The organism is Micromonospora sp. NPDC049139 (genome assembly GCF_055586845.1).
In genome coordinates this window covers 110,132-133,298 of the sequence record NZ_JBVJHK010000012.1, presented here as the reverse complement: position 1 = coordinate 133,298, position 23,167 = coordinate 110,132, and the positions used below count along the sequence as shown (strand labels likewise).

The 23,167-nt window shown below is 72.1% G+C and carries 20 protein-coding genes; 16 read left to right on the top strand and 4 right to left on the bottom strand.

Annotation, left to right across the window (positions count from 1 at the left end; genetic code table 11):
- Positions 1-5: 5 nt before the first annotated feature.
- A complete protein-coding gene (locus ACZ6Q9_RS20845; protein ID WP_393262470.1) occupies positions 6-962 on the bottom strand; it encodes an SCO2521 family protein in 957 nt (318 codons plus the stop codon).
- Between the two features lie 300 nt (positions 963-1,262).
- On the opposite strand from ACZ6Q9_RS20845, the gene ACZ6Q9_RS20840 reads away from it, so the two are divergent.
- From ACZ6Q9_RS20840 to ACZ6Q9_RS20810, 7 genes are all read left to right on the top strand, one after another.
- Positions 1,263-5,480 (top strand): HEAT repeat domain-containing protein, encoded by a 4,218-nt coding sequence (locus tag ACZ6Q9_RS20840; RefSeq protein WP_396829416.1) that lies wholly within the window; start codon positions 1,263-1,265, stop codon positions 5,478-5,480.
- A gap of 272 nt (positions 5,481-5,752) precedes the next feature.
- On the top strand, positions 5,753-7,561 hold the full coding sequence (locus ACZ6Q9_RS20835) for a RyR domain-containing protein (protein WP_396829415.1): 1,809 nt from the start codon (positions 5,753-5,755) through the stop codon (positions 7,559-7,561).
- On the top strand, positions 7,551-8,063 hold the full coding sequence (locus ACZ6Q9_RS20830) for a hypothetical protein (protein ID WP_393262463.1): 513 nt from the start codon (positions 7,551-7,553) through the stop codon (positions 8,061-8,063). Before ACZ6Q9_RS20835 ends, ACZ6Q9_RS20830 begins: the two co-directional genes overlap by 11 nt.
- Before the next feature lie 221 nt (positions 8,064-8,284).
- Positions 8,285-9,058 carry an ATP-binding cassette domain-containing protein gene (locus ACZ6Q9_RS20825; RefSeq protein WP_396829414.1) on the top strand — a complete coding sequence of 258 codons (774 nt, stop codon included), beginning with the start codon at positions 8,285-8,287 and terminating at the stop codon, positions 9,056-9,058.
- Positions 9,055-9,834, top strand: coding sequence for an ABC transporter ATP-binding protein (locus ACZ6Q9_RS20820; protein WP_396829413.1), 780 nt, complete (start codon positions 9,055-9,057; stop codon positions 9,832-9,834). Before ACZ6Q9_RS20825 ends, ACZ6Q9_RS20820 begins: the two co-directional genes overlap by 4 nt.
- A gap of 34 nt (positions 9,835-9,868) precedes the next feature.
- On the top strand, positions 9,869-11,368 hold the full coding sequence (locus ACZ6Q9_RS20815; protein ID WP_396829412.1) for an ABC transporter substrate-binding protein: 1,500 nt from the start codon (positions 9,869-9,871) through the stop codon (positions 11,366-11,368).
- On the top strand, positions 11,365-13,110 hold the full coding sequence (locus tag ACZ6Q9_RS20810) for an ABC transporter permease subunit (RefSeq protein ID WP_396829411.1): 1,746 nt from the start codon (positions 11,365-11,367) through the stop codon (positions 13,108-13,110). The genes ACZ6Q9_RS20815 and ACZ6Q9_RS20810 overlap by 4 nt, the downstream gene beginning before the upstream one ends.
- 22 nt (positions 13,111-13,132) lie before the next feature.
- Here ACZ6Q9_RS20810 and ACZ6Q9_RS20805 read toward each other — a convergent pair whose 3' ends face one another.
- Both ACZ6Q9_RS20805 and ACZ6Q9_RS20800 read right to left on the bottom strand, forming a co-directional pair.
- Entirely contained in the window at positions 13,133-13,579 is a 447-nt protein-coding gene (locus tag ACZ6Q9_RS20805) for a hypothetical protein (RefSeq protein ID WP_396829410.1), read from the bottom strand.
- A gap of 46 nt (positions 13,580-13,625) precedes the next feature.
- On the bottom strand, positions 13,626-14,036 hold the full coding sequence (locus tag ACZ6Q9_RS20800; RefSeq protein WP_396829409.1) for a DoxX family protein: 411 nt from the start codon (positions 14,034-14,036) through the stop codon (positions 13,626-13,628).
- A gap of 281 nt (positions 14,037-14,317) precedes the next feature.
- Here ACZ6Q9_RS20800 and tnpA point away from each other — a divergent pair, with 281 nt between their 5' ends.
- The 9 genes from tnpA to hypF all read left to right on the top strand — a co-directional run bounded on the left by tnpA (position 14,318) and on the right by hypF (position 21,984).
- A complete protein-coding gene (gene tnpA / locus ACZ6Q9_RS20795) occupies positions 14,318-14,716 on the top strand; it encodes an IS200/IS605 family transposase (protein ID WP_396829408.1) in 399 nt (132 codons plus the stop codon).
- On the top strand, positions 14,717-15,934 hold the full coding sequence (locus ACZ6Q9_RS20790) for an RNA-guided endonuclease InsQ/TnpB family protein (RefSeq protein ID WP_396829407.1): 1,218 nt from the start codon (positions 14,717-14,719) through the stop codon (positions 15,932-15,934). It abuts the gene before it with no gap.
- Between the two features lie 103 nt (positions 15,935-16,037).
- Positions 16,038-16,397, top strand: a complete 360-nt coding sequence (locus ACZ6Q9_RS20785; protein WP_396829459.1) for a YciI family protein — start codon at positions 16,038-16,040, stop codon at positions 16,395-16,397.
- Positions 16,394-17,617 (top strand): RNA polymerase sigma factor, encoded by a 1,224-nt coding sequence (locus ACZ6Q9_RS20780; protein ID WP_396829406.1) that lies wholly within the window; start codon positions 16,394-16,396, stop codon positions 17,615-17,617. The genes ACZ6Q9_RS20785 and ACZ6Q9_RS20780 overlap by 4 nt, the downstream gene beginning before the upstream one ends.
- 155 nt (positions 17,618-17,772) lie before the next feature.
- Positions 17,773-18,147: a helix-turn-helix transcriptional regulator gene (locus ACZ6Q9_RS20775; protein WP_393449516.1), complete on the top strand. Its 375-nt coding sequence runs from the start codon at positions 17,773-17,775 to the stop codon at positions 18,145-18,147.
- Positions 18,148-18,156: 9 nt separating this feature from the next.
- Positions 18,157-18,771: a D-sedoheptulose-7-phosphate isomerase gene (locus ACZ6Q9_RS20770; RefSeq protein ID WP_393262446.1), complete on the top strand. Its 615-nt coding sequence runs from the start codon at positions 18,157-18,159 to the stop codon at positions 18,769-18,771.
- Positions 18,768-19,028, top strand: a complete 261-nt coding sequence (locus tag ACZ6Q9_RS20765; protein ID WP_393262444.1) for a HypC/HybG/HupF family hydrogenase formation chaperone — start codon at positions 18,768-18,770, stop codon at positions 19,026-19,028. Before ACZ6Q9_RS20770 ends, ACZ6Q9_RS20765 begins: the two co-directional genes overlap by 4 nt.
- Positions 19,025-19,690 (top strand): D-sedoheptulose-7-phosphate isomerase, encoded by a 666-nt coding sequence (locus ACZ6Q9_RS20760; RefSeq protein ID WP_393449519.1) that lies wholly within the window; start codon positions 19,025-19,027, stop codon positions 19,688-19,690. The genes ACZ6Q9_RS20765 and ACZ6Q9_RS20760 overlap by 4 nt, the downstream gene beginning before the upstream one ends.
- 8 nt (positions 19,691-19,698) lie before the next feature.
- Positions 19,699-21,984, top strand: a complete 2,286-nt coding sequence (gene hypF / locus ACZ6Q9_RS20755; RefSeq protein WP_396829405.1) for a carbamoyltransferase HypF — start codon at positions 19,699-19,701, stop codon at positions 21,982-21,984.
- Positions 21,985-22,000: 16 nt separating this feature from the next.
- On the opposite strand, the gene hypE is transcribed toward hypF, so the two are convergent.
- On the bottom strand, positions 22,001-23,152 hold the full coding sequence (gene hypE, locus ACZ6Q9_RS20750) for a hydrogenase expression/formation protein HypE (protein WP_396829404.1): 1,152 nt from the start codon (positions 23,150-23,152) through the stop codon (positions 22,001-22,003).
- Between the last annotated feature and the right edge of the window lie 15 nt (positions 23,153-23,167).

The following is a 23,167-nucleotide window of genomic DNA, read 5'->3' as shown; positions in this document are numbered from 1 at the left end:
CGTGGTCAGCGGCCGCACGGCTGCTTGACCGCCACCCGGTCGGCCAGGTCGCGCAGCAGTGCCATGTTGTTCACGCTGATCTGATCCCGGATCCAGTTGACCGACGACTTCCACTGCCGGCTGAACCCGGGTACCTGCTCCAGGCGGTCCCAGATCGGCCGCAGCCGCGGGTGGACCCGAGCGCCAGGCAGCCACAGGTGCAGCAGGTGCTCCAGCACCGGCCGCAGCCGCTCGATGTGCTCCTGCCCGGAGGCCGGTCGGGTGACCGCGGCCTCCACCAGGGAGGACAGCATGGTCAGCAGCCAATCGTGCAGCGCGAGATCTTCGCAGAGGCCGGCCACGGCGGCCGGCACGTCCTGCGGGCCGACCACGAGTTCGACCGTGCGCAGCGTGGGGGAGTCCACGGTGACCACCGCCGAGACGGCTCGGCCCGGCTGCTGGTCTACCTGCGCGGTCCAGCGCAGCCGGGTGCGCGCCGAGCGCAGTGGCGGGTGCCGGTCCAGCAGGTCGGACATCTGCACGCCGTCGAGTACCCGGCCGGTGATCGCCTCCAGGTTCAGCACGTCCGCGTTGTTGCCGTGCAGGAAGCCTGCGGTCAGGTCCGCGGCGTCCAGCCTGCCGACCGTCTCGAGGACGCCGGGGTTGGCCAGATAGTGCGACCATGGCTGGCGGCGATCTCCGGCGACGACCTGGATGACCGAGGAGGCCTGCACGATTCGGCCGCCGGTGATGATGGCCCGGGTGACCACCGCACCCACCCCGCGCAGTTGGCGCTTCCTGGCGCTGGGAAGCCAGCAGTCCACGCCGGTGCGGACGTCGGGCGACACCGCGTAGAGCGAAGGACGTCGGGAGGTCAGCACGACCTCGCCCTCGACCAGACCGAGCACCTCGGAGCTCTGCTCCTGGGTCAGCGCCGTGCTGTGCTGCAGCAGGCTGGTGTGCACCTCACCCACCGTGAGCATGGCTTCCTCCGCATTGCCGGCACCGGTCCGCGGTCGTCCGCGGAATGCGGTCCCATGGTGATTGACGTACGCCGCCGTGACCCGCACCGACACGGATCCGGGTGGGATTACCGAAACTCCCCGTGAGCACGGGATTCGGCTCGCCCGGATCCGTATCTGTCCTGTCGCCATCATAGGCCCACCGTTGGCGGGATTCCCATGTACGGCAGGGGTGGCGAGTGTTTGCGGGACAGAGGGATGTGAAGGCAGCTGATATTTTCATTGGTGCGGTCGCCAGCCACCCCCTGGAGTTTGCCGTTCATGAAGGTCTACATTTCGGCCACCCAAAAGGACCTGCTGGAATATCGTGCTGCCGTGCACGTCGTGGCACGTCGTCTCGAGATCGAGGACGTGGCCATGGAGGCGTACGGCGCCGACGTCCGGCCACCGCTGGAACGCTGCCTGGCCGACGTGCGCCGGTGCGATCTCTACGTGGGGCTGTTCGCCTGGCGGTACGGGTTCCGGCCGCCCGGCCAGGACTCCTCCATCACCGAACTGGAGTACCGTGAGGCACTCGCGGCCGGAAAGCCCTGCCTGATCTTCCTGCTCGCCGAGGACACGCCCTGGCCGGTCGGCATGATCGACCGGGACGCCGACTGGCAGCAGATCGTCGCGCTGCGCCGGGAGCTCAAGGAACGCCACCTCTGTGCCTTCTTCTCTGGGGTGGACGACCTCGCCGCCAAGGTGACCGTGGCACTGGCCGAGGTGCGCAGCGGCCGATCCCCGGCGCGCGAGCCCGCCGACCCGGACACCCACCTGCCGGAAGCCGTGCGCAGCCAGTACTACAAACAGCTGGCGCTGAGGTATCAGGCCGTTCCGCTGGACGCGGTCTCACCACGCCCCACCATCGGATATCTCACGGTCGGGTTACCGAAGATGTTCGTGGAGCCTCGCGTGCACGAGGACACCCGGCCGGAGATGCCACTGGCCTGGTGGCGTTGGGTCAGCTCCACAGGCGACGATTATGCCAGCGGGCTGCCCGGGGTGGTCAACCCGGAGGAGGTGGAGCGGCTCTGGGAAGAATACGCGGCCAAGGACGCGCTGGCCCTGTTCGACGTGGTGTGCGATCCGGGCCGGCGAGCGATCGTGCTGCTCGGCGACCCCGGCTCCGGCAAGTCGGCGGCCGCGCGGTACCTGGCGCTGGCGCTGGCCGGGGTCTGCGCCGAGCCCCGGCTGGCGGCGCTGGACCGGTACCTACCCGTCCTGATCGAGCTGCGCTCCTACGCCGCGCACTGCGGGGACGGGCGGTGCGACGGCCTGCTGGACTACGTGGGCCACCGCCACCAGCAGGGACTGGCCGGAATCGACCAGGGCGTGCTGGAGGCGTACCTGCGGCAGGGCGGCCAGGCGCTGTTCCTGTTCGACGGCCTGGACGAGGTGTTCGACCCCGCGCAGCGGGAGGAGGTGGCCGCGCAGATCGCCACGTTCGCCAGCGAGTACCCGGGGGTGCGGACGATGGTCACCTCGCGGGCGGCCGGTTACCTGCGGCACACGTTCGCCAACGCCGGCTTCGACCACTTCACCCTGGAGGATCTCGACGACGAGCGAATCGCCCGGTTCCTCGGCAACTGGTACCGCTACGTGATGCCCACCCCAACGGCGGAAGCGGACCGGCAGCGGCGACAGATTCTCGACGTGGTGCGCAGGTCCCGAGCGATGCACGAGATCGCCGGCAACCCCCTGCTGTTGATGCTCATGGCGATCGTCGGCCGGGGCCACCCGCTGCCCCGCAACCGGCACCGGCTCTACGCGCACGTCACGGACGTCCTGATCTCCGAGTGGGACGTGACCAAACAGTTGCGGGAAAGCCACAGCGACGTGCCGCTGCTGGACCTGCAGGCGAAGCGCCGGTTGGTGCGCCACCTGGCGTATTGGATGCAGTTCCGGGAGTCCGGCCCGGCAGGAAACTACATTGAATCCGACGAGCTGGCCCGCATCTTCCGGGACGACCTCGTCGCGTTCTACGGTTTCGAGAACGAGCGGGCGCTCGCCATGGCCTACTCGATGATCGACAAATTGCGTCAGCGAAGCTTCATCCTGGAACGGTACGGACTGCGACTGTTCGGGTTCGTGCACCGCACGTTCCTGGAGTTCTTCTGCGCAGAGGAGATCGTGGACAGGTTCGAGCACGATCCGGACGCCTGGGGCCTCGACCAACTGCGCGCGCTGTTCCGGGAGCACTGGGCCGACCCGTCCTGGCGGGAGGTGCTCCGGCTGGTCGCCGGCGCCCTGCCCGCCCAGACCGCGAACGACCTGGTCATCCTGCTCGCCACCGAGGCCAACCAACCCTGGCCGCCGCTGAACCTGACCGGCCCGCCATGGAACCTGGTGCTGGCCGCGCAGTGCGTGGCGGAGGCGCCGCAGCCCGCCGAGCTGGCCGGCGCGGGCGACGCGGTGCTGTGCCAGGTCGTGCGGCTGGTCGAACACGGCATTTCCGCCGACGACCCCAACCTGGTGGAGCTCACCGAGCAGGAGCTGCTGTCCTCGATCCGGGCGCTCGGACCGAGCTGGCCCGGCCGGGAAGCCTTCCTGCACTGGTACCGCCGTCGCGGGGTGCGGACCAGCTGGCGTTCCGGCTCCGCATTCGCCACCCGGATCGCCGCGGCGCTCTCCACCGCCGAGGAGCAGCTGGAGGAACTGCTGGTCCGGGAACTGGGGCAGGGCCGCGAGCGGCAGGCCCACCTCACCCTGGTCGCGGGGCTGGCCGAGGCCGCCGGCCGGCTGGACACCACCACCAGCCGCAGCCGCCGCCGATGCCGAGACCTTTTGCTCGCCCAGGCACAGGCCGAGGTCTCCACCGCGGTGCGGCAGGCCGCCGTACGGGCTCTGGTCGCGCACTTCGGCGCCGACCCCGACCACGTCGACGTGCTGCGTAACCTTGCCGACTCACCCGATCTCGCGGTGCGCGCGCTGGCCGTGCAGTCCCTCGGCGGCCGGACCGAGCTCTCCGAGGACGTCCGCCAGGTGCTGGCCAGGGCCACCGAAGACCCCGCCACCGCGGTGCGGCGGGCCGCCGCCGGAGTGCTCACCACGCGCTGCGCCGACCTCCCGGAGGCCCCCGAGACGCTGCAGCGACTGCTGGCCACCGACACCGACCCGGGCGTGGTGCAGTGCGCGCTGGAGGGGCTGCTGGCCCTGCCGGAGCACGCCGGGACCGCCCGCACCCGGGCGCTGGAGCGGGTGACCGGCGACTCCCCGGACGAGGTGCGGCGCTGCGTGGTGAGCGAGCTGCTGCCGGGGCGGTCCGGCCCGGAGAGCATCGAACTGCTGCTGAAGCTGGCCGGCTCGGACACCTCCGCGCGGCTCCGCGCGGTCGCCGTGCAGCGGCTGGCGCTCGTATCCGACCCGGAGGGACGCTGCCGAGCCCGGCTGGTCGATCAGATCGAGCAGGACGAGGACGCCTCCGTGCGTGCCGCCGCCGTGACCGCGCTGATCGACCGGGACCGCGCCGACGACACCGGATGGACCGTGGTGGCGCACGCGGCCCGTGCCGACGAGGACGCGACGGTGCGCCTCGCCGCGGTGCGCGCGCTGGCTGAGGCATACCCGGACCACCGCACCGGAGAACTGCTGCTGGAGAAAGCTCACCGCGACCCGACCGCGAGCGTCCGGCTCGCCGCGGTCGACCTCCTCACCGGTCGGCCGCTACTCGGGCACGCCACTCGTGATCTGCTCATCAGCCGCGCTTCCCAGGAGCGGGACGCGATCGTCCGGCTGCGGGTCACCCTCCGCCTGACCCGCCTCGCCGACCCGCCCGACCCTGAGGTGCTGGAGTGCCTGGCCGAGCAGGTCAGCCGGGACCCCGACCCGAACGTGCTGCGCGCGGCCGCCCAGGCGCTGGCCCGCCACGGCGAGACCGACGGCCTGATGGAGACACTGTGCCGGCGGGCCCGCCGAGACAGCTACGTCGGCATCCGGCTGGCCGCCGTGCAGGCCCTCTGCGCGTACGGGAGCCCCGATCTGGTGACCGACGTGCTGCTGGAGTGCGTCGAATCGGACAGCGACCCTGCCGTGTTCGACGCGGCGGTGTGCTGCCTGACCGAGCAGGGCTCGGCATCCATGGCGGTGACACTGCGGCTCCTGCGCCGCCTGGCAGACCAGGACCCGGCGATCCGCGCCCGCATCGCCGCCGCGCTCGGCGCGCACTTCGGAGCCGACCCGGAGGTCCGGGTACTGCTGGTGGGGCTGGTCCGCGACGACCCGGACCTCGAGGTCCGGCGCCGGGCCGTGGAACAGCTGGGAGCCACGCTGGCCGGCCGAGTGGGGGTGCAGGAGCTGCTGCTACGGCTGGCTGACGACAATGACTGGGAGATCCGGCGGACCGCGCTGCTCGGGTTGACCCGCCACTACTGTAGGGACATCCGGACCCGGGTTGTGCTCGCGCGGCTTGCTCGCCAGGAGGACGACGCCACCGTACGGCGGCTGGCCGGGCAACTGCTGGCCGCGCTGCCCGACACCAAGCCCGACGACTTCCCGTGACCGGGCCCGACCGGCCGGGCGGTGCCGTCGCCCGTGAGCAGGTCGAGCCGGACGGGGCACCAACCGCAGCCGCGTCCGCCGTCAGCAACACGCTCGCACCGACCGCGGCATCGGCCTGCGCGTGGTCCCGTACCCGCACGGGCGACCGGTCCCGGCCGCGGAGACGGCCTCCGAGCGCGGTGGTCCCCGCCGCCGGCCCGCCCGAGCTGGTAGCGCGGAGGCGGGTGCGCCGAGCGCGGTCCTGATCGACCTCGTCAAATATCATCAGGCTCATGACAGACCCGGTCGCCGGCTCGCCCCGCCTGGTCGAATGGTGGCTTCGAGTCGTGTTCGGAGTCATCGGACTGGCCGCCTTCATACTCGGCTACGTCGGCTTCGAGCGCCTGCTCCAGGCCCGGCCGGACACCGCGCACGACCCGTACGACGTGCTCTACTACGACCTGCAACTCTTCGTCTTCGGCGCCGAACCCTTCCAGAACTCCGGACCCTACCCGTGGCAGCTGCAGGTCGCCCGGTTCGCCGCCCCGCTGTTCACCCTTCTCGCCGTGGCCGAGGCCAGCCGGCTGCTGCTGGCCGCCGAGAGCCGCCGCCTGCGGGCCCGGCGAGCCCGTGGCCACGTCCTGGTCTGCGGCGACTCCCAGTTCGCCCACATGCTCGCCGACCGACTCTTCGCCGACGGCGAACGCGTGGTCGTGGTGCGCTCCGAACCGTTCGGACCGCTGGAGTATCGCCTACGCCGGTATCTCGGCGTCATCGGCGACCCGGCCAGCCCCCAGGTGTTGCGCGGCGCCGGCCTGCCCCGGGCCCACACCATCTACGCCTGCAGCGAGGACGACGACCGCAACCACGCGATCGCCAACACCGCCAGCCGGCTCACCCAGGACCGACGGCAACCACCCCGGGTCTACGTACTGGTCCACGACTCCGAGATGTGCCTGTCACTGCAGGCCCGACGACTCGGCGCCGCTGGATCCAGCCGGCTGCGGCTGGACTACTTCCACGTCGACGACGTCGCCGCCCGCGCACTGCACCGGCACCACCCGCTGCCACCCGTGACCGGCCGACCCACCAAGGTCCTCATCGCCGGCACCGGCGCCTTCCGCCGAGCCCTCCTGGTGGAAACCGCTCGGCACTGGCGGGCACGCCACGCCGACACCCCTCCCGGCCAGTTCGTGCCACCCCTGCGGGTGGACCTCGTCGCCCCGGACGCCGACACCGAACTCGCCGTCGCGGCGTCCCGCTACCCGTTCCTGACCACCGTCTGCCAGCTCACCGCGTACAACCGGGACCTCGACGGCCTCGTCGGGCTCGACCAGCTCGACCGAGGCCGCTACGACCGCATCTACGTCTGCGCACCGGACGAGACCAGCGGCCTGCAGTTCGTGCTGGACACGCCCGCCCTCTGGCAGAGCGCCGAAAGCTCCGTCTTCGTACCGGTCTACCAGCAGGCGGCGCTCGCCGCCGCCTTCCACGGCGACTCCCGCCACGACCTGCTAGACGAGGTGCACGGCAAGCTCCGCCTCTATCCGGTGCTGACCCGCGCCTGCGATGCCCGGTTGATCGCCGAGGACCTCACCGAGCGGCTGGCCCGGCTGATCCACGAGCGGTACCTCCAGGCCCGGCAGGGCGCCGGGGTGCGCCCCGGCGACGCGCCGGCGATGGTGGACTGGTCGCGGCTGCCCGAGTCGCTGCGGCGGGCCAACAGGGCCCACGTCCAGGACATCGCCGCGAAGCTGTTGAATCTCGGGTGCGTCGTGGCGCCCCGGCGCGGCGGCACCGGCGACGCTTCCGCCGCCGGGCAGGTCATCGACGACCGGATCGAGGAACTCGCCCGCCTCGAGCACGAACGGTGGTGCCGGGAACGGCGAGGGGAGGGCTGGACGTACGGCGAGCCCCGCGACGACGCCCGGCGGCGGCATCCCGCCTTGCGGCCGTGGGACCAACTGCCCCCCGGCGTCCAGGAGCAGAACCGCGAGGAGATCCGGGCGCTGCCCGACGTGCTGTCCGACAGCGGGTTCGAGCTGATCCGGCTGGCACCCGCGGTGCCCGCGCAGCGGAGAGGACCGGGGGATGCCGGCTGATCCCGCACCGGTGCGCGTCGGCATGACCGGGCACATCAACCTGACCCGCGACACCGAACTGCTCGTCGCCGACGCGCTCCGCGTCGAGTTGCGCCGGATCAGCGACCGGCCGGTGCACGGCGTCACCTGCCTGGCGGCCGGTGCGGATCAGGTCTTCGTGCGCACGATTCTGGAGATGGGCGGCACGCACGAGGTGATCCTCCCGGCCCGCGACTACCGGACCGCCGTGATCCGCCCGGAGAACCGGACGGCCTTCGACGAGCTGCTCGCCCGGGCGGCGGCGGTCGTCCACACCGGCTACGACCGCTCGCACACCGCCGCCTACGTGGCCGCCAACCGGGAACTGGTGCGACGGGTGCAGCGACTCGTGGCGGTGTGGGACGGCGAACCTGGCTGCCACGCGGCGTCGACGGACCGGACCGTCGGCTGGGCGCGGCGCCACGGCATCCCGACCACGGTCCTCTGGCCCGTCGGCGCCCGCCGGATGGTCCTCGGGGACTGACGGGCCAGCAACGGCGGGCGGCTGCCTGCGACGAAAGCTGGATCCGTTGGGTTCGAGAACCTGAACACGTGGGTCGGGTGACGCCACGATTTTGTTGGCAACGGTTTTCATTGTAACGTTCACCGCCGGAGGGCTCGGGCCTGCGGCGTTACCGCCGGGCGGCAGCTACGCGGGCGACGAAACCGATCTCGTTTTCTGGGGGTGTGGTGGGGCAGGTGGTTATGACCACTACCGACCTGTGGGTACACGGGAACGGTCGCGCGCTCGTCTCCGATGTCAACCTGACGTGTGCGCCGGGCGAGCGTGTCGCGTTGGTCGGCGCCTCCGGGTCCGGCAAGAGCCTCACCGCGAAGGCCGTGCTGGGTGTCCTGCCCCTGGGCCTGGTCGTCGCCGGCAGCATCCGCATCGCCGGCGAGGAGGTGCTCGGTCTGCCGTGCGCCCGCCGCGGCGCCGCGTTCAGACCCGCTGCGGTGCTCCAGGACCCCGCACTGGCGCTGCACCCGTTGGTCACCATCGGTGAACAGGTCGCCCTGCCACTGCACCGCGACGTCCGGCGCGCCGACACCCGGCGGGTGCTTCTCGAACTGCTGGCCGCTGTGGGCCTGCCGGACCCGGAGCGGGTCGCCGGCCGCTACCCGAGCCAGCTTTCGGGCGGGCAACGCCAACGCGCCTGCCTCGCCGTGGCCCTGGCCGCCCGCCCGCCACTGCTGATCGCCGACGAACCGACGACCGCCCTCGACGTCGTCACCCAGGCCGCGATCGTGCGGCTGCTACGGGAGCGTACCGGCGGCCCGGACGGCCCGGCGCTGCTGTTCATCACGCACGACCTCGCCGTCGCCGCCGAGCTGTGCACCCGCATCGTGGTGCTGCACGAGGGGCGCGTTGTCGAGGACCGCCCGGCCCTCGACGTGCTGCACGACCCCCGGCATCCCCGGGCCCGTGACCTCGTTGACGCCGCCCGGCTCTCGGCGGACGCCCTGGCCGCACGCCGATGACCGTCATCGAGTGCAACCGGCTTCGGCACGCCTACCCGCCGTCCCACCGCTCGGCGTCCGCCCTGCCCGTGCTCGACGGCGTCGACCTCAGGATCGCCGCCGGTGAACGCGTCGCGTTGGTCGGCCGGTCCGGGTCCGGAAAGTCCACTCTGGTACGGGCGCTGCTCGCCCTGGAACCGGTGCAGGCCGGGGCAATCCGCTGCGACGGCCGGGACGTGACGCCCGGACCGGTCCACCGGCTGCGCTGGTTCCGCCGGGTCGTCCAGTACGTGCCGCAGGACCCCGGGTCCACCCTCGACCCGCGCGCCCGGGTCCTCGACATCGTCGCGGAGCCGATTCGCCGGCTGTGCGGGGTCACCGACCGGGCCCGGCTCACCGCCGCGGCCGTGGCGGCGCTGGAGGCCGTACGGCTGCCGGCGGACCTGCGGACGGCCCGCGCCCGGGATCTCTCCGGCGGGCAGGCCCAGCGGGTGGCGATCGCCCGGGCGCTGAGCCCCGAGCCGCGACTGCTGATCGCCGACGAGCCGGTCAGCGGCCTCGACGCCCCGCTGCGGGCGCACGTCGTCGACGCCCTGCGCCAGGCGTCCGAGACCCGGGGGACCGCGCTGCTGCTGGTCTCCCACGACCTGTCCGCGGCGGCTGCCCTGTGCGACCGGATCACGGTGCTGCACGAGGGCCGGATCGTCGAGGACCGCCCGACCGGCGCCCTGCTCGCCGGCCCCGAACACCCGGAGACCCGCGCGCTGCTCGCCGCGGTGCCCCGATTTCCGGCCTGAAACACCGGAGTCCCCTACCCATCGGAGAATCACCGTGCCTTCATCCCGCCTACGCCTCGCCGCCGCCGTTGCCGGCGTGCTGCTGCTGAGCGGCTGCTTCAACGCCGGTGGCGACACCGCCGAGGCCACCGGCGACGACCGGATCTCGGTGGCGATGCTGCTGCCGCCGCGCAGCGGACTGACCCCGTTCAGCGACGACGCGTTCAAGCTGTCCCGCTGGTCGACGGCCGAGACCCTGGTGACCCTCGACGCCGACGGCATCGCGCAGCCTGCCCTCGCTACCGCCTTCACCCCGCTCGACGACCCGAGGACGTGGCGGTTCGAGATCCGGAGCGGGGTCACCTTCCACGACGGCACCCCGCTCACCGTGGCGTCGGTGGTGGCCGCCCTGACCGCGGCGACCAAGGCCAGTCCCAAGCCCCGCATCCTCGACGGCGTCGAGCTGACCGTGCAGCCGGATCCCGCGGCCGCCGACAAGGCGGTCCTGGTCACCACCCGTGAAACCGACCCACTGCTGCCGCAGCGGCTGTCCAGCCCGCAGCTCTCCATCCTGTCCGCCGCGGCCTACGGAGCGGACGGCGTGGTCAACCCCGCCGGGCGCGGCACCGGCCCGTTCAGGCTGATCTCCAGTAACACCACGACCGCCAAGCTGGACCGTTACGACGGCTACTGGGGCGGGCCCGCGAAGGCCGCCGGGATCGACGTCAGCTTCGTCCCGGACGCCACCGCGCGGGCGGCGGCGCTGCGGACCGGCACGGTGGACGTGGTGGAGGCCGTCCCGGTGTCGCAGGCCGGTCTGCTCGACGCCGACAAGGTGTTCGAGGTGCCGATGCCCCGCACCAACACGCTGTACCTCAACACGAAGAAGGGCCCGTTCGCCGACCCCGCCGTGCGGGCCGCCGCCCGCCAGGCGATCAACCGCGAACCGATCGTCGACACCGTCTACGAGGGCCGCGCCGACGTCGCCGCCGGCCTGCTCGGTCCCGCTCTGCCCTGGGCGGCCGAGGCACGCCTCGAGCGGGAGAACACCGCCGCGAAGAAGGTGAACGGCACCCCGATCGTGCTGGCCACCTTCACCGACCGGGCCGAGCTGCCCGAGGTCGCCGTGCAACTCCAGCAGCAGCTCGAAGCCGCCGGCTTCACGGTGCGCCAAGAGGTACGCGAGTACGCCCAGATCGAGGCCGACGCCCTGGCCGGCAGGTTCGACGCCTTCGTCCTGTCCCGCGCCACCGTCCTGGACTCCGGCGATCCGGTCGCCTACATGTACAGCGACTTCTCCTGCGAGGGCTCGTTCAACATCGCCCAGCTCTGCGACCCGGCCATCGACGCCGCCCTGAGAACCGCCGCGGCCACCACGGCCGGCCCGCGGCGACAGGCGGCCATCATGCGGGCGGAGAAGCTGATCCTGGAGTCGGACGCCGCGATCCCGCTGCTGCACGAGCGGGTCATCCAGGGGGAGTCCGGCGCGTTCACCGGCGTGGAGCGCGACTCGCGCGAGCGTACGCTGATCACGGCCCGAACCGCGCCAGCGTGACCGCCGCACCCCTCCTGAAAGCCGGGCCCCGGCCGTTTCCCGGGGTGACCGCCCTGTCCCGGATCGGCGCGGCCGGGGCGGTGATCGCCCTGGTCGGCGTCCTGCCCTGGCTGTCCGGGCGCGACCCCGCGCTCACCGTGCTGCGCGGGCGTTCCGCCGAGCAGGAGGCCACCCCCGAGGCGCTGGCCTCGGTCCGCGAGCAACTCGGCCTCGACGCGGGCCCGCTCGCGCTGCTCGACCGCTGGCTCTCCGGACTGCTGCGCGGGGACCTCGGCACGTCCTGGGTCAGCGGCCGGCCCGTGCTGCCGGACCTGCTCACCGCCACCGGGGTCTCGCTGACCCTGACGGCCTTCGCCGGGCTGGTCGCCGCCGTGGTGGCCGGGCTGCTGACGCTGCCCGCACTCCGGGCGGCGCTGCGCGGCACCCCGCGACGCAGCGGTGGGGCGGGGGCCGCAGCCCTCACCGCGCTGCCGGAGTTCCTGCTCGCCTCGGTCCTGCTGATCGTCGGGGCGGTCGGTCTGCGCGCTTTTCCGCCGTACGGGTGGGACTCGGCGCACCACGCCGTGCTGCCGTCGCTGGCGCTGGGACTCCCGGCCGGCGGGCTGATCGGGATGCTCCTGGCCGACGCGGTGTCCCGTACCGCGGCGGAGCCGTGGACGATCACCTGGGCGACCGCCGGGGCCGGCCGTGCCCGTACCGCCGCCGCCCTGCTCCGGCGGGCGCTGCCCGCGCTGCTCCCGCAGATCGGGCTGGTGCTCATCGGCCTGACCGGCGGGGGCGTCGCCGTCGAACGGGTCTTCGCCGTTCCCGGGCTGGGCCGGGTGACCCTGGGCGCGGCCCAGACGCAGGACCTCCCGATGCTGCAGGGCGGCGTGCTGATCCTGCTCGTCCTCGGCGTCGTGGCCGGCATCGGCGCCGAACTGCTGCGCCGCGCACTGCTCGGCCCCGCGCTGCGTTCCGGCGCCCTGCCGGTGGCCGCGCACGCCCCGGCCCCGCACCGCGGCCTGTGGATCACGACCGGCGTGGCGACGCTCGTGCTCACCGTCCTCGTCGTCGCCGGGCTGGCCGGCGACCCCTACGCCGCCGACCGTGGCCGGTTGACGGCTCCCTCGTGGGACCTGCCGCTGGGCGCCGACGCCTCCGGGCGGGACCTGCTCGCCCGGCTGGGCCACGGCGCGGCCACGACCATCGGCACCGCGCTGCTGCTGTGCGCGGCGTGCCTGCTGATCGGGCTCGTGGTCGGACTGCTTCCCCGGGCGGCGACCGGCCCGATCGAGATGGCGAACGCGGCGCCGCCGGTGCTGGCCGGGCTGCTCGTCGTCGCGGTCACCGGCCCGTCGACCGGCGCCGCGGCCGCCGCCGTACTGCTGGTCGGCTGGGCGCCCCTGGCAGCGCACACCGCGGCTCTGGTCGTGGAGGCACGGGCACAGCCGTACGTGGCGATCCTGCCCGTGCTCGGTGTCGGACGGGCCCGGACCCTGTGGTGTCACATCCTTCCCGGCGTGCTCGGGCCGCTGACCCGCCACGCGCTGCTGCGCATCCCGGGCATCGCGCTGGCCCTGGCGGCACTCGGCTTCCTCGGCCTCGGTCCGCAACCACCGACCCCGGACTGGGGCCTCGTGCTGTCCGAGGGCATGCCGTACGTGGAACGCGCCCCATGGACGGCCTTCGGACCGTGCCTGTCGTTGGTCGCCCTTTCCGTGCTCACCGTCACGGCCTCAGCACTGCGGCGTTCCCGCTGAGAGACACCACCCCACCAGGCTGTCAACGGACGGCGGGTTGGACGCGGGTCATGGTGGACTGGTAACCGCCACCGGGCCAGGCCCACGCTCCGGTGGCGCTGGTGCCCTCCGCGTCGAAGGTCCCGCGGTACCTCGCCGGCGAGCCTGGCTCGCCGAACCAGATGGTCAGCTCGCGGTCGGCCACCTCGTACACGTACTCCAGGATCTCTCCCGTGCTGCCGAAGAAGTGCGACTTCAGGGTGCCGCTCCCGGGGTCGTATCCGATGTACTCGATGCCGGAGGTGGTGTGGTCGTCCTGGACAAGGTGGACGCGTTGGACCAGGAAGTGTCCGCCCGGCATCCACTCGTAGGTGACGGTGCCGTGGTGCCCGGGCCCGGAGACATCCCAGGTGCCGACCAGTACGTCAAGGGTCTTCAGGGCTGGGTGGGGGGTGCTGGCGGACGCGCCGCCGAGGGTCTTGTCGGTCATGGCAATGGTTCCTTTCACCGGGTCGGGCGTTCGAACGGTTGGGGTCTCAACGGGTGGGGGTAGGGCGGCGCATCTGAGCGCGGCGGCTGTAGGCGACGACCGCCGCGAGTAGCAGGAACGCGGCTGGCACCGTGGGGTTGGCGCCGATCAGCACGTTGGTGACCACGGCCCCGGCCATGAGCCCGGTCAGGCCGAGGGCGGCCAGCGCGGCCAGCCGCGGAACCAGCAGACCGAGGGCGCCGGCCACCTCGCACACGCCGACCAGGTAGCGCAGCCACTGCCCCGCACCGATGTCGGTGAACAGGTCGACCATTCGCGCGTCGCCGATGAGCTTCAGCACCCCGCCCGAGACGAACTGCACGGCGAGGAACACCTGCACCACCCACCGGGCGATGGATCCGGTGCGGCGCAGACCGGTCGGGCGGCTGGCGGAACGGGTGGCGACGTTGGCGGTCATGGGGCTCTCCTCGTCGGGTCGTCGTTGTACCCGGGACGTCGGAGCCGGCCACCCGTTCTCTACACGCCGGTCGAGATTCGCTGCCAAGATCTTTCCGCCGGTGACGGAGGCGCCGGGAGGATGGGTGCGGCCGGCGGGGAACAAGGCCGGCGTTGTGGCCGCCGGTCGGATTCGACCGTTGTGATCGAAATGCGTAGCGCGCAGACCCCCGGATTCAGCCGTGGGGATAGCGCGTCGACTGTGGGCGGACAGTAGATAGCGGTGGATTGTATGCTGGCTGGGTGTCCGTCACGGTGCGGTCGAACGGCGACGTCGTCTTCCAGTGCGCCTTTCATGTGGTGTGGTGCCCAAAGTATCGGCGCAAGGTGCTCGACGGCCGGGTCGAGGAACGGCTCACGCAGCTCATCCGGGAAGTAGTTGAGGACAGAGGGGCGTGGCTGGCGGCCTTGGAGGTCATGCCGGACCATGTCCACCTGGTGGTGGAGGTGGACCCGCAGTATGGCGTCCACAGGCTCGTCAAGGCGATCAAGGCACGTACCTCGCGGGTGTTGCGGGAGGAGTTCCCGTCGTTGCGTTCCCGGTTGCCGACGTTGTGGACCAACTCGTACTTCGTGGCGACCACGGGCGGCGCCCCGCTGGCGGCGATAGAGCGGTACGTCGAGTTGCAGAAGGGCCGCTGAATGCTTGCCGGCCGTCGTTACCTGCTTGCGTTCACCGATGAGCAGGTCGCCTACGCCGAGCAGGTGGGGGCGGCGTGTCGGGCGGTGTGGAACACCGCGTTGGAGCAGCGCCGGGAGTACCGTCGACGGGGCGGGTTCATCGGCTATGTCGAGCAGGCCCGGCAGATGGCCGAAGCGAAGAAGGACCCTCACTGCGCGTGGCTGGCCGACGCTCCGTCCCACACGCTTCAGCAGACGTTGCGGGACCTGGACCGGGCCTGCAAGACGCATGGCACGTGGAAGGTGCGGTGGCGGTCGAAGTCGCGTACCGCACCGTCGTTTCGGTTTCCCGACCCCAAACACCTCGCGGTGCGTCGGCTCAGTCGGCGGTGGGGTGAGGTGCGCCTGCCGAAGTTCGGTCCGGTGCGGTTCCGTTGGACCCGGCCGGTCGGCGGCACGATCCGCAGCGCCACGGTCAGCCGGTCCGGTGGACGCTGGTATATCTCGTTCTGTGTCGAGGACGGCGTGAGCGAGGCGGTGCCGAACGGCAAGCTGCCGGTCGGAGTCGATCGAGGTGTGGCCGTGGCGGTCGCCACCTCAGACGGCGAACTGTGCGACCAGGAGTTCGTCAGGCCAGGCGAGGCGGTGAGGCTCAAGCGGTTGCAGCAGCAGTTGTCCCGGTCGGTGCGTGTGCATGGCCGTAACCGTCGGTCGGGCCGCCGCGACGCGGCGCGTGGCGAACTCGCCCGCCTTCATGCCCGCATCCGCGACCGGCGGGCCGACTTCGCCGCCCGGACCGCCGTGCGGCTCGTCCGTCACCACGGCATCGTCGTCGTGGAGGACCTGCGAATCAGGAACATGACCGCCAGTGCCAAAGGCACCACCGAGCAACCCGGCCGCAACGTTCGGCAGAAGGCCGGTCTGAACCGGGCCATCCTCACCAAAGGCTGGGGCGGTCTTCTGCTCGCTCTCGAGCACGCCGCCCGGTACCACGGGGCGCAGGTCGTCAAGGTCAACCCCGCGTACACGTCGCAAACCTGCAACGCCTGCACGCATGTCGCCTGGGAGTCCCGCGAGAGCCAAGCGGTCTTCCGGTGCGTCGCCTGCGGGCACCAGGACAACGCCGACGTGAACGCGGCCAAGAACATCCTCGCCGCCGGGCTGGCGGTGACAGGGCGTGGAGACCTCGCCGTCGGGCGGTCTGGGAAGCGTCAACCACCCGAACGGCTCGCGGCGTGAAGACGCCTCAGCCACGGGAATCCCCCGGCTTCAGCCGTGGGGAGGAAGTCAACTGGTATCAATGTCCGATCGAGTGAACGCGGAGGGTGACGGTGTGAAGTACATGGTGATGACCTACGGTGGCCCGTCGGCCTGGGAAGCACTGGCCGGCACCGGCCCGGATGCGATGTCGCCCGAGGAGATCGCCGCCCACTTCGAGGCGATGCAGGCGTTGCAGAGGGAACTGTCCGCCACCGGCGAGCTGGTCAGCGCCTTCGGGCTGTCCGAGCCGGCACGCGCGCAGACGGTCGACCTCCGCGGCGGCACGCCGGTGGTCTCCGACGGGCCCTACGCCGAAACCAAGGAGTTCCTCGCCGGGTTCGGCATCATCGATGTGGCGACCCACGACCGTGCGGTCGAGTTGGCAGCCCGGTTCGCCGGCGTCGTGTCCACCCGCGTCGAACTGCGACCCGTGCACGGATGAGCGATGACCTGCTGCGCGAACTGGCGCCACAGGTCCTGGCAGCGGTAACGCGCCGCTACGGGCACTTCGACGAGGCCGAGGACGCCACCCAGGAGGCGCTGCTGGCGGCGACGACGCAATGGCCCGCCGAAGGCGTACCGGACAACCCGCGGGGTTGGCTGATCCGGGTCGCCTCCCGACGCCTGATCGACCACCTGCGCAGCGAGCAGTCCCGTCTGCGGCGCGAGGCGACACTCGCGGCGCAGATACCACCCGCCGACTGGCTGGCTCCGGCGGCCGACACCGGCGAGGCGTCCGACGACACCCTGACGCTGCTTTTCCTGTGCTGCCATCCCGCGCTCACGGCGGCCTCGCAGATCGCTCTGACCCTGCGAGCGGTGGGCGGGCTGACCACGGCGGAGATCGCCCATGCCCTGCTCGTGCCGGAGGCCACGCTGGCACAGCGGATCAGCCGGGCCAAGCAGCGCATCAGGGACGCGGGCGCCAGGTTCGAACCGCCCACCCGGCACGACTACGAGGGTCGGTTGCGGGCGGTGCTACACACGCTCTACCTCATCTTCACCGAAGGGCACACGGCGACCTCCGGTGTCGCCCTGCAGCGTACGGACCTGGCCACCGAGGCGATCCGACTGGCCCGTACGGTCCACCGGACCCGCCCCGACGACGCCGAAGTCGCCGGCCTGCTCGCATTGCTGCTGCTCACCGACGCCCGGCGGGCGGCGCGCACCGGCCCCGCCGGCGAGCTGGTGCCGCTGGCGGAGCAGGACCGCGGTCGCTGGGATCGCCGCACCATTCACGAGGGCATCACGCTGCTCGCCGCGGCACTGGCGCACCGCCGACCGGGCCCCTACCAGATCCAGGCGGCGATCGCCGCCGCGCACAGCCAGGCCGCCCGTGCTGAAGACACCGACTGGCCGCACATCCTCAACCTGTACGACATGCTCCAGCGTTTCGACGACAACCCCGTCGTGACGCTCAACCGCGCCGTCGCCGCCGCCATGGTCCACGGGCCCCGGGCCGGCCTGACACTACTGGAAGCGCTCGACTCCGATCCCCGGATGACGGGCAACCACCGCCTGGCCGCCGTGCGGGCCCACCTGCTCCACCAGGCCGGTGATCACGAGGCTGCCGTGGCCCATTACCAGGCCGCGGCACGGCAGACGGCGAGCATTCCGGAACGCGAGTATCTGCTCCGACAAGCCCGACTCGCCGCCCGGTAACCCACGGTGGGGACCGGCGGTGGCTCAAGGGGCACCGATCCGGGCTCTCACGCCATCGGCTCCGCAACCTCAAGTTGGACATTTCCCCATTTTCGGGAGGTTCGGTGTGCTTAGCTGCGAGGAGGAGCGGCGGCCCGACCGCGGAAGGGACTGACATGCATGGGCGTGAACTGCGCAGCCTGCTGCATCCATTCCTCCTGCTCCTGATCTTCGAGCGACCCAGTCACGGGTACGACCTGATCGAGCGACTTGAAGCGATGGGAATGTCCGACGTGGAATCCGGTCAGGTCTACCGGGTGCTGCGCGGGCTGGAGCGCGACCGTTCGCTGCTGTCGAGGTGGGAGGCCGCCGAGGCGGGCCCGGCGCGTCGGCGCTACGAGCTGACGGCGAAGGGACGCAACGACCTCCGGTCGTGGATCGCCCGCCTGGCGCAACTGGACCACGTCATGGATGCCTTTCTGCGGCGCTCGGCGGACGCCTTCGAGAGGCCGCGGGACGGGCATGACTCGTATGCCGCTTCCCGAGGTTGAAGGAGGACGATGCAATCGTCCGTGTTCCCGGCGGTTCACCGCGCGTTCGCCCGCCGGGTGGCCCCTGCGGAGGCGCTCGCCGGCGACGCCGCGCAGGTCGCGCGGGCCTGTTACGAGATGTCCCAGCGCTTTCATCGTGGCGGCAAGCTGATCGTCTTCGGCAACGGCGGGCCGGCCACCGACGCCCAGCACATCGTGGTCGAGTTCGTTCACCCCGTCATCGTCGGCAAGCGGGCGCTGCCGGCGCTCTCCCTCACCAACGACGCCGCCACCCTCACCGGGATCGCCCGGGCGGAGGGTTTCGACGAGGTGTTCGCCGCCCAGATGCGCCTGCTCGCCACCCCGCAGGACATCGCGGTCGGGCTCTCCGTCGACGGCCGTTGTGTCAACGTCCGCCGAGGCTTGGAGACCGCCCGCCACCTCGGCCTCCTCACCGTGGCGCTGGTGGGGGGAGACGGCGGGGACATTGCCCGGGACGCCACCGCCGACCATCTCGTCGTCGCTCGCTCGGATGATCCGTGCATCGTGAAGGAGGTCCACGTGACGGTCTATCACCTCCTGTGGGAGTTGGTGCACGTGTTCCTCGAGCAGCCCGGTCTGCTCGAACCGGAGGAGGCCCGGTGACCCGGGACGCGTTCTTCCCGCCGGCCGGTCGGCCGAGCACGGCGATCGCGGCCGACTGTCACGGCGACGCCTGCATCACCTGTTCCGACGCCGCGGTCGCGGTTCGGATCCGGGAGCTGGTGCCCGGCCACCTGGCCGTGGTCGACACGGACGGCGGGCCGGAGGAGGTCAGCGTCGCGCTGGTCGACGCGGCGGCCGGCGACGTGGTGCTCGTACACGCGAAGGAGGCCATCGCGGTCGTGGAGAAGGCTCGGTGAGCGCCCGCGTCGGGGGCGCACTGGGGGCGCTCTATCCGTTCCTCGACACCCGGGCGGCCGACGCCGGCACGGTGCTCGCCGACGTTGCCCGATCCACGGCGGACAAGGCGAGGGAGATCGTCACCCTCCGCGAGTCGCTGGTGGCCGAGCACGGGTGCCGGCTGGTCGAATGCGCCCGGGCGCTCGCGGCGGCGTTCCAGGCCGGCGGCAAGCTCTTCACGTTCGGCAACGGCGGCAGCAGCACCGACGCCCAGGATCTCGCGCAGTTGTTCCTGCACCCGCCGACGACCGCCCGACCGTTGCCGGCCATATCGCTGACCCACGATGTCGCGGTGCTCACCGCGCTCTCCAACGACGTGGGGTTCGAGGTGGTGTTCGCCCGGCAGATCGGCGCGTTCGGTCGCGCCGGCGACGTCGCGGTGGGGCTCTCCACCAGCGGCGGATCGTCCAACGTCCTGCGGGCCTTCGAGGAGGCCACCCGGCGGGGCATGGTCACCGTCGGTCTCGCCGGATACGACGGCGGCCGGATGGCCGAGTCGGACGCCGTCGATCACCTGTTCGTGGTGCCGTCCTCGTCGGTGCACCGGGTGCAGGAGGCGCAGACGACGGTCTATCACGTGCTCTGGGAACTCACCCAGCAGGCACTGGCCGGCGAACTCTGACGGCCGGCATGGTCACGCCTGATCCGAGGCGGGTACGGGTCCGCGTCGAGGGCATCGTGCAGGGCGTTGGCTTCCGTCCGTTCGTGCACGCCCTGGCCAGGGAGTACGACCTGGCCGGGTTCGTCGGCAACGACACCGGAGGCGTCTTCGTCGAGGTCGAGGGGGACGGGAACCAGCTGACCGCGTTCGTGACGGACCTCAGCCGGCGTGCACCGACACTCGCACAGGTGGAGCGGGTCACCACCGAAGCGGTGCCCCGGACGGGGCGGCCCGGCTTTGCCATCGTCGCCAGCGTCACCGGCGCCGGCCGGGAGGCCTTGATCTCCCCGGACACCGCCACCTGCCCGGACTGCCTCGCGGACGTTTCCGATCCGACGGACCGCCGCCACGGCTACCCGTTCACGAACTGCACCAACTGCGGGCCGCGGTTCACGATCGTGACGGACGTGCCGTACGACCGGCGCGCCACCACGATGGGGGAGTTCCCACTCTGCGCCGGCTGCGCCGCCGAGTACGCAGACCCTGGAGACCGACGCTTCCACGCCGAGCCGGTGTGCTGTCCGGAGTGCGGCCCGGCTCTCCGGCTCGTCGACGCGGACGGCGCCCCTGTCGTCGGCGATCCCGTGGACACCGCCGCACGGTGGCTGCGGGACGGCCGGATCCTCGCGGTCAAGGGGCTGGGCGGCTACCACCTGGCGACCCGTGCCGACGACGAACGGGCGGTGTCGGCCCTGCGCGCCCGCAAGCGCCGCGAGGAGAAACCGTTCGCCGTGATGGCCGCCGACCTCCGGGCGGCGCGCACCCTGGTCCACCTGACGCCGGCAGATGCGCGGGTGCTCACCGGTGCACGCCGTCCCGTGGTGCTGCTGCCACGCCGCGCCGACGCACCGGTCGCCGCGTCGGTGGCACCGGACAACCGCGACCTGGGCGTCATGCTGCCGTACACGCCGCTGCACCACCTCCTGATCGGCCGGCTCGGCATGCCCATCGTGCTGACCAGCGGCAACACCTCCGACGAACCCATCGCCCACAGGGATGACGACGCGCGGCAGCGGTTGGCGCGGATCGCCGACGGTTTCCTGGTCCACGACCGGCGCATCCACGTCCGCACCGACGACTCGGTGGTGCGCGTGTTCCGGGGCCGCGAGCTGCCGGTGCGGCGGTCCCGCGGTTACGTGCCCGCCCCGGTGACGGTGCCGTGGCGGTTCGACCGACCGGTACTGGCGTGCGGCGCGGAGTTGAAGAACACCTTCTGCGTGGCGAAGGGACGGCGTGCGTTCGTCTCGCACCACATCGGCGACCTGGAGAACTACGAGACACTGTGTGCGTTCACCGACGGGATCGAGCACTTCAGCCGCCTCTTCGACGTCCGACCGGAGATGGTCGCCCACGACCTGCATCCCGAGTACCTGTCGACGAAGTACGCGCTCCAGCGCGATGACGTCGAACTGGTCGGCGTCCAACACCACCACGCCCACGTCGCGTCCTGCCTGGCCGACAACGGCGAACGCGGCCCGGTGATCGGGGTCGCCTTCGACGGCCTCGGGTTCGGCCCGGACGGCACCCTCTGGGGAGGTGAGGTGCTCGTCGCGGACCTGATCGGGTTCGAGCGGGTCGGCCACCTGGGCGCGGTGCCGATGCCGGGCGGGGCCGCGGCGATCCGCGAGCCGTGGCGGATGGCGGTGGCGTACCTCGACGACATCTACGGCGACGCCGTGCCCGACCTGGCGGTGCTGCGGCGACACGAGCGGCGGTGGCCCGTGATGGTGGCGCTGGCGCGGAGCGGGACGAACTCGCCGCGTACCTCGAGCGCGGGCCGGCTGTTCGACGCCGTCTCGGCGATCCTCGGCCTGCGGGACCGCGTCACGTACGAGGGCCAGGCCGCGATCGCCCTGGAGCAGCGGGCTCGTCGCGACGAACGCGGCGGCTACCGGGTCGAGGCGGCCGGGACGACCCCGCTCGCCGACGTCGGACGCGGCCTGGTCCGGTGCGTGGTCGACGACCTGCTCTCCGGTGTGGACCCCGGCCGGATCGCCGCGCGCTTCCACCACGGACTGGCGGACGCCGTGGTGCGGGCGGCCGGAGCCGTCCGCGAACGCACGGGTCTGGCAAGCGTCGCGCTGTCCGGCGGCGTCTTCCAGAACGTGCTGCTGCTCGACCTCGTGGTGTGCGGCCTGGAGGCGGAGGGGTTCCGGGTGCTCGTGCACTCGCGGGTGCCGCCCAACGACGGCGGTATCTCCCTCGGCCAGGCCGTGGTGGCCGCGGCCCGGCACCGGGCCACCCCGTCCGGCTGAGCCGACGACCGCCGCGTCAGCAGATGCGCGGCAGCGGATCCCCGACCAGCATGTCGACGATGCGGGTGCCGCCGAACACCGTCTTGAGCAGTACGATCCCGGGCGGGTCGGCGGCGACCCGGCCGATGACCGCGGCGTCCTCGCCGAGCGGATGCCCCCGCAGCGCCGAGAGCGCCACGTCCACCTGCGCGCCGTCCACCACGGCGATGAAGCGTCCCTCACAGGCCACGTGGAGCGGATCGATGCCGAGCAGTTCGCACGCCCCGGTCACGGCGGGACGTACCGGTACGGCCGCCTCGTCGACGACCACGGCGACCCCTGCCGCCTGCGCCACCTCGTTGAGGATGGTCGCCACTCCGCCGCGGGTGGCGTCGCGCAGCAGCCGCACCCCGGGGGCGGCGTCCAGCAGGGCCGCCACGAGACCGTGCAGCGCCGCGGTGTCGGAGACGAGGTCGGCCTCGATGTCCAGCTCGCCGCGGGCGAGCATGATCGTGACACCGTGATCACCGATCGGCCCGGAGACGAGGATCGCGTCACCAGGGCTGATCTGTGCGGCGCCCAGCATCACCGGCCGTTCCACCACGCCGATCCCTGCCGTGTTGACGTAGCAGCCGTCGGCCTTGCCGCGCTGCACCACCTTCGTGTCGCCGGTGACCACCTGCACCCCGGCCCGCTGCGCCGCGACGGCCATCGAGGTGGCGATCCGACGCAGGTCGGCGACCGGAAAGCCCTCCTCGAGGATGAAGCCGGCCGACAGGTACAACGGGCGGGCGCCGCTGACCGCGAGGTCGTTGACCGTGCCGTTCACGGCGAGGTCGCCGATGTCACCCCCGGGGAAGAACAGCGGGGACACGACGTGCGAGTCGATGGTGAAGGCGAGCCGGCCGCCAGCCACGGAGAGCACCGCCCCGTCGTCGAGCGCCTCGAGCGTCGGGTTGCGGAACGCCTCGACGAACAGCCCCTCGACCAGGGTGTGGGTCGCCTTCCCGCCGGCGCCGTGCGCGAGGGTGACGAGATCCTCCCTGATCTTCGGCTTGCGCCGGCGCGCCCGTTCGATGCGCTGCAGGACCTGCTGCTCGGGCGACAGTCGCCCGGGCTCCCGGTCGACTGCCGCTTCGGCCTCGGCCACCGCGCGCTCGGCCCACCCGGCGGTACGTTCTGTCGTCATCAGAGTTGCGGCGTG

Excerpts from the sequence above, each read along its gene's own strand:
- ACZ6Q9_RS20785 (WP_396829459.1), top strand. The coding sequence starts at position 16,038 with ATGGTGATGACCTACGGTGGCCCGTCGGCCTGGGAAGCACTGGCCGGC.
- ACZ6Q9_RS20840 (WP_396829416.1), top strand. The coding sequence starts at position 1,263 with ATGAAGGTCTACATTTCGGCCACCCAAAAGGACCTGCTGGAATATCGT.
- ACZ6Q9_RS20790 (WP_396829407.1), top strand. The coding sequence starts at position 14,717 with ATGCTTGCCGGCCGTCGTTACCTGCTTGCGTTCACCGATGAGCAGGTC.
- ACZ6Q9_RS20825 (WP_396829414.1), top strand. The coding sequence starts at position 8,285 with ATGACCACTACCGACCTGTGGGTACACGGGAACGGTCGCGCGCTCGTC.
- ACZ6Q9_RS20780 (WP_396829406.1), top strand. The coding sequence starts at position 16,394 with ATGAGCGATGACCTGCTGCGCGAACTGGCGCCACAGGTCCTGGCAGCG.
- ACZ6Q9_RS20835 (WP_396829415.1), top strand. The coding sequence starts at position 5,753 with ATGACAGACCCGGTCGCCGGCTCGCCCCGCCTGGTCGAATGGTGGCTT.
- ACZ6Q9_RS20805 (WP_396829410.1), bottom strand. The coding sequence starts at position 13,579 with ATGACCGACAAGACCCTCGGCGGCGCGTCCGCCAGCACCCCCCACCCA.
- ACZ6Q9_RS20830 (WP_393262463.1), top strand. The coding sequence starts at position 7,551 with ATGCCGGCTGATCCCGCACCGGTGCGCGTCGGCATGACCGGGCACATC.
- ACZ6Q9_RS20820 (WP_396829413.1), top strand. The coding sequence starts at position 9,055 with ATGACCGTCATCGAGTGCAACCGGCTTCGGCACGCCTACCCGCCGTCC.
- hypE (WP_396829404.1), bottom strand. The coding sequence starts at position 23,152 with ATGACGACAGAACGTACCGCCGGGTGGGCCGAGCGCGCGGTGGCCGAG.
- ACZ6Q9_RS20775 (WP_393449516.1), top strand. The coding sequence starts at position 17,773 with ATGCATGGGCGTGAACTGCGCAGCCTGCTGCATCCATTCCTCCTGCTC.
- ACZ6Q9_RS20845 (WP_393262470.1), bottom strand. The coding sequence starts at position 962 with ATGCTCACGGTGGGTGAGGTGCACACCAGCCTGCTGCAGCACAGCACG.
- hypF (WP_396829405.1), top strand. The coding sequence starts at position 19,699 with ATGGTCACGCCTGATCCGAGGCGGGTACGGGTCCGCGTCGAGGGCATC.
- ACZ6Q9_RS20800 (WP_396829409.1), bottom strand. The coding sequence starts at position 14,036 with ATGACCGCCAACGTCGCCACCCGTTCCGCCAGCCGCCCGACCGGTCTG.
- ACZ6Q9_RS20770 (WP_393262446.1), top strand. The coding sequence starts at position 18,157 with ATGCAATCGTCCGTGTTCCCGGCGGTTCACCGCGCGTTCGCCCGCCGG.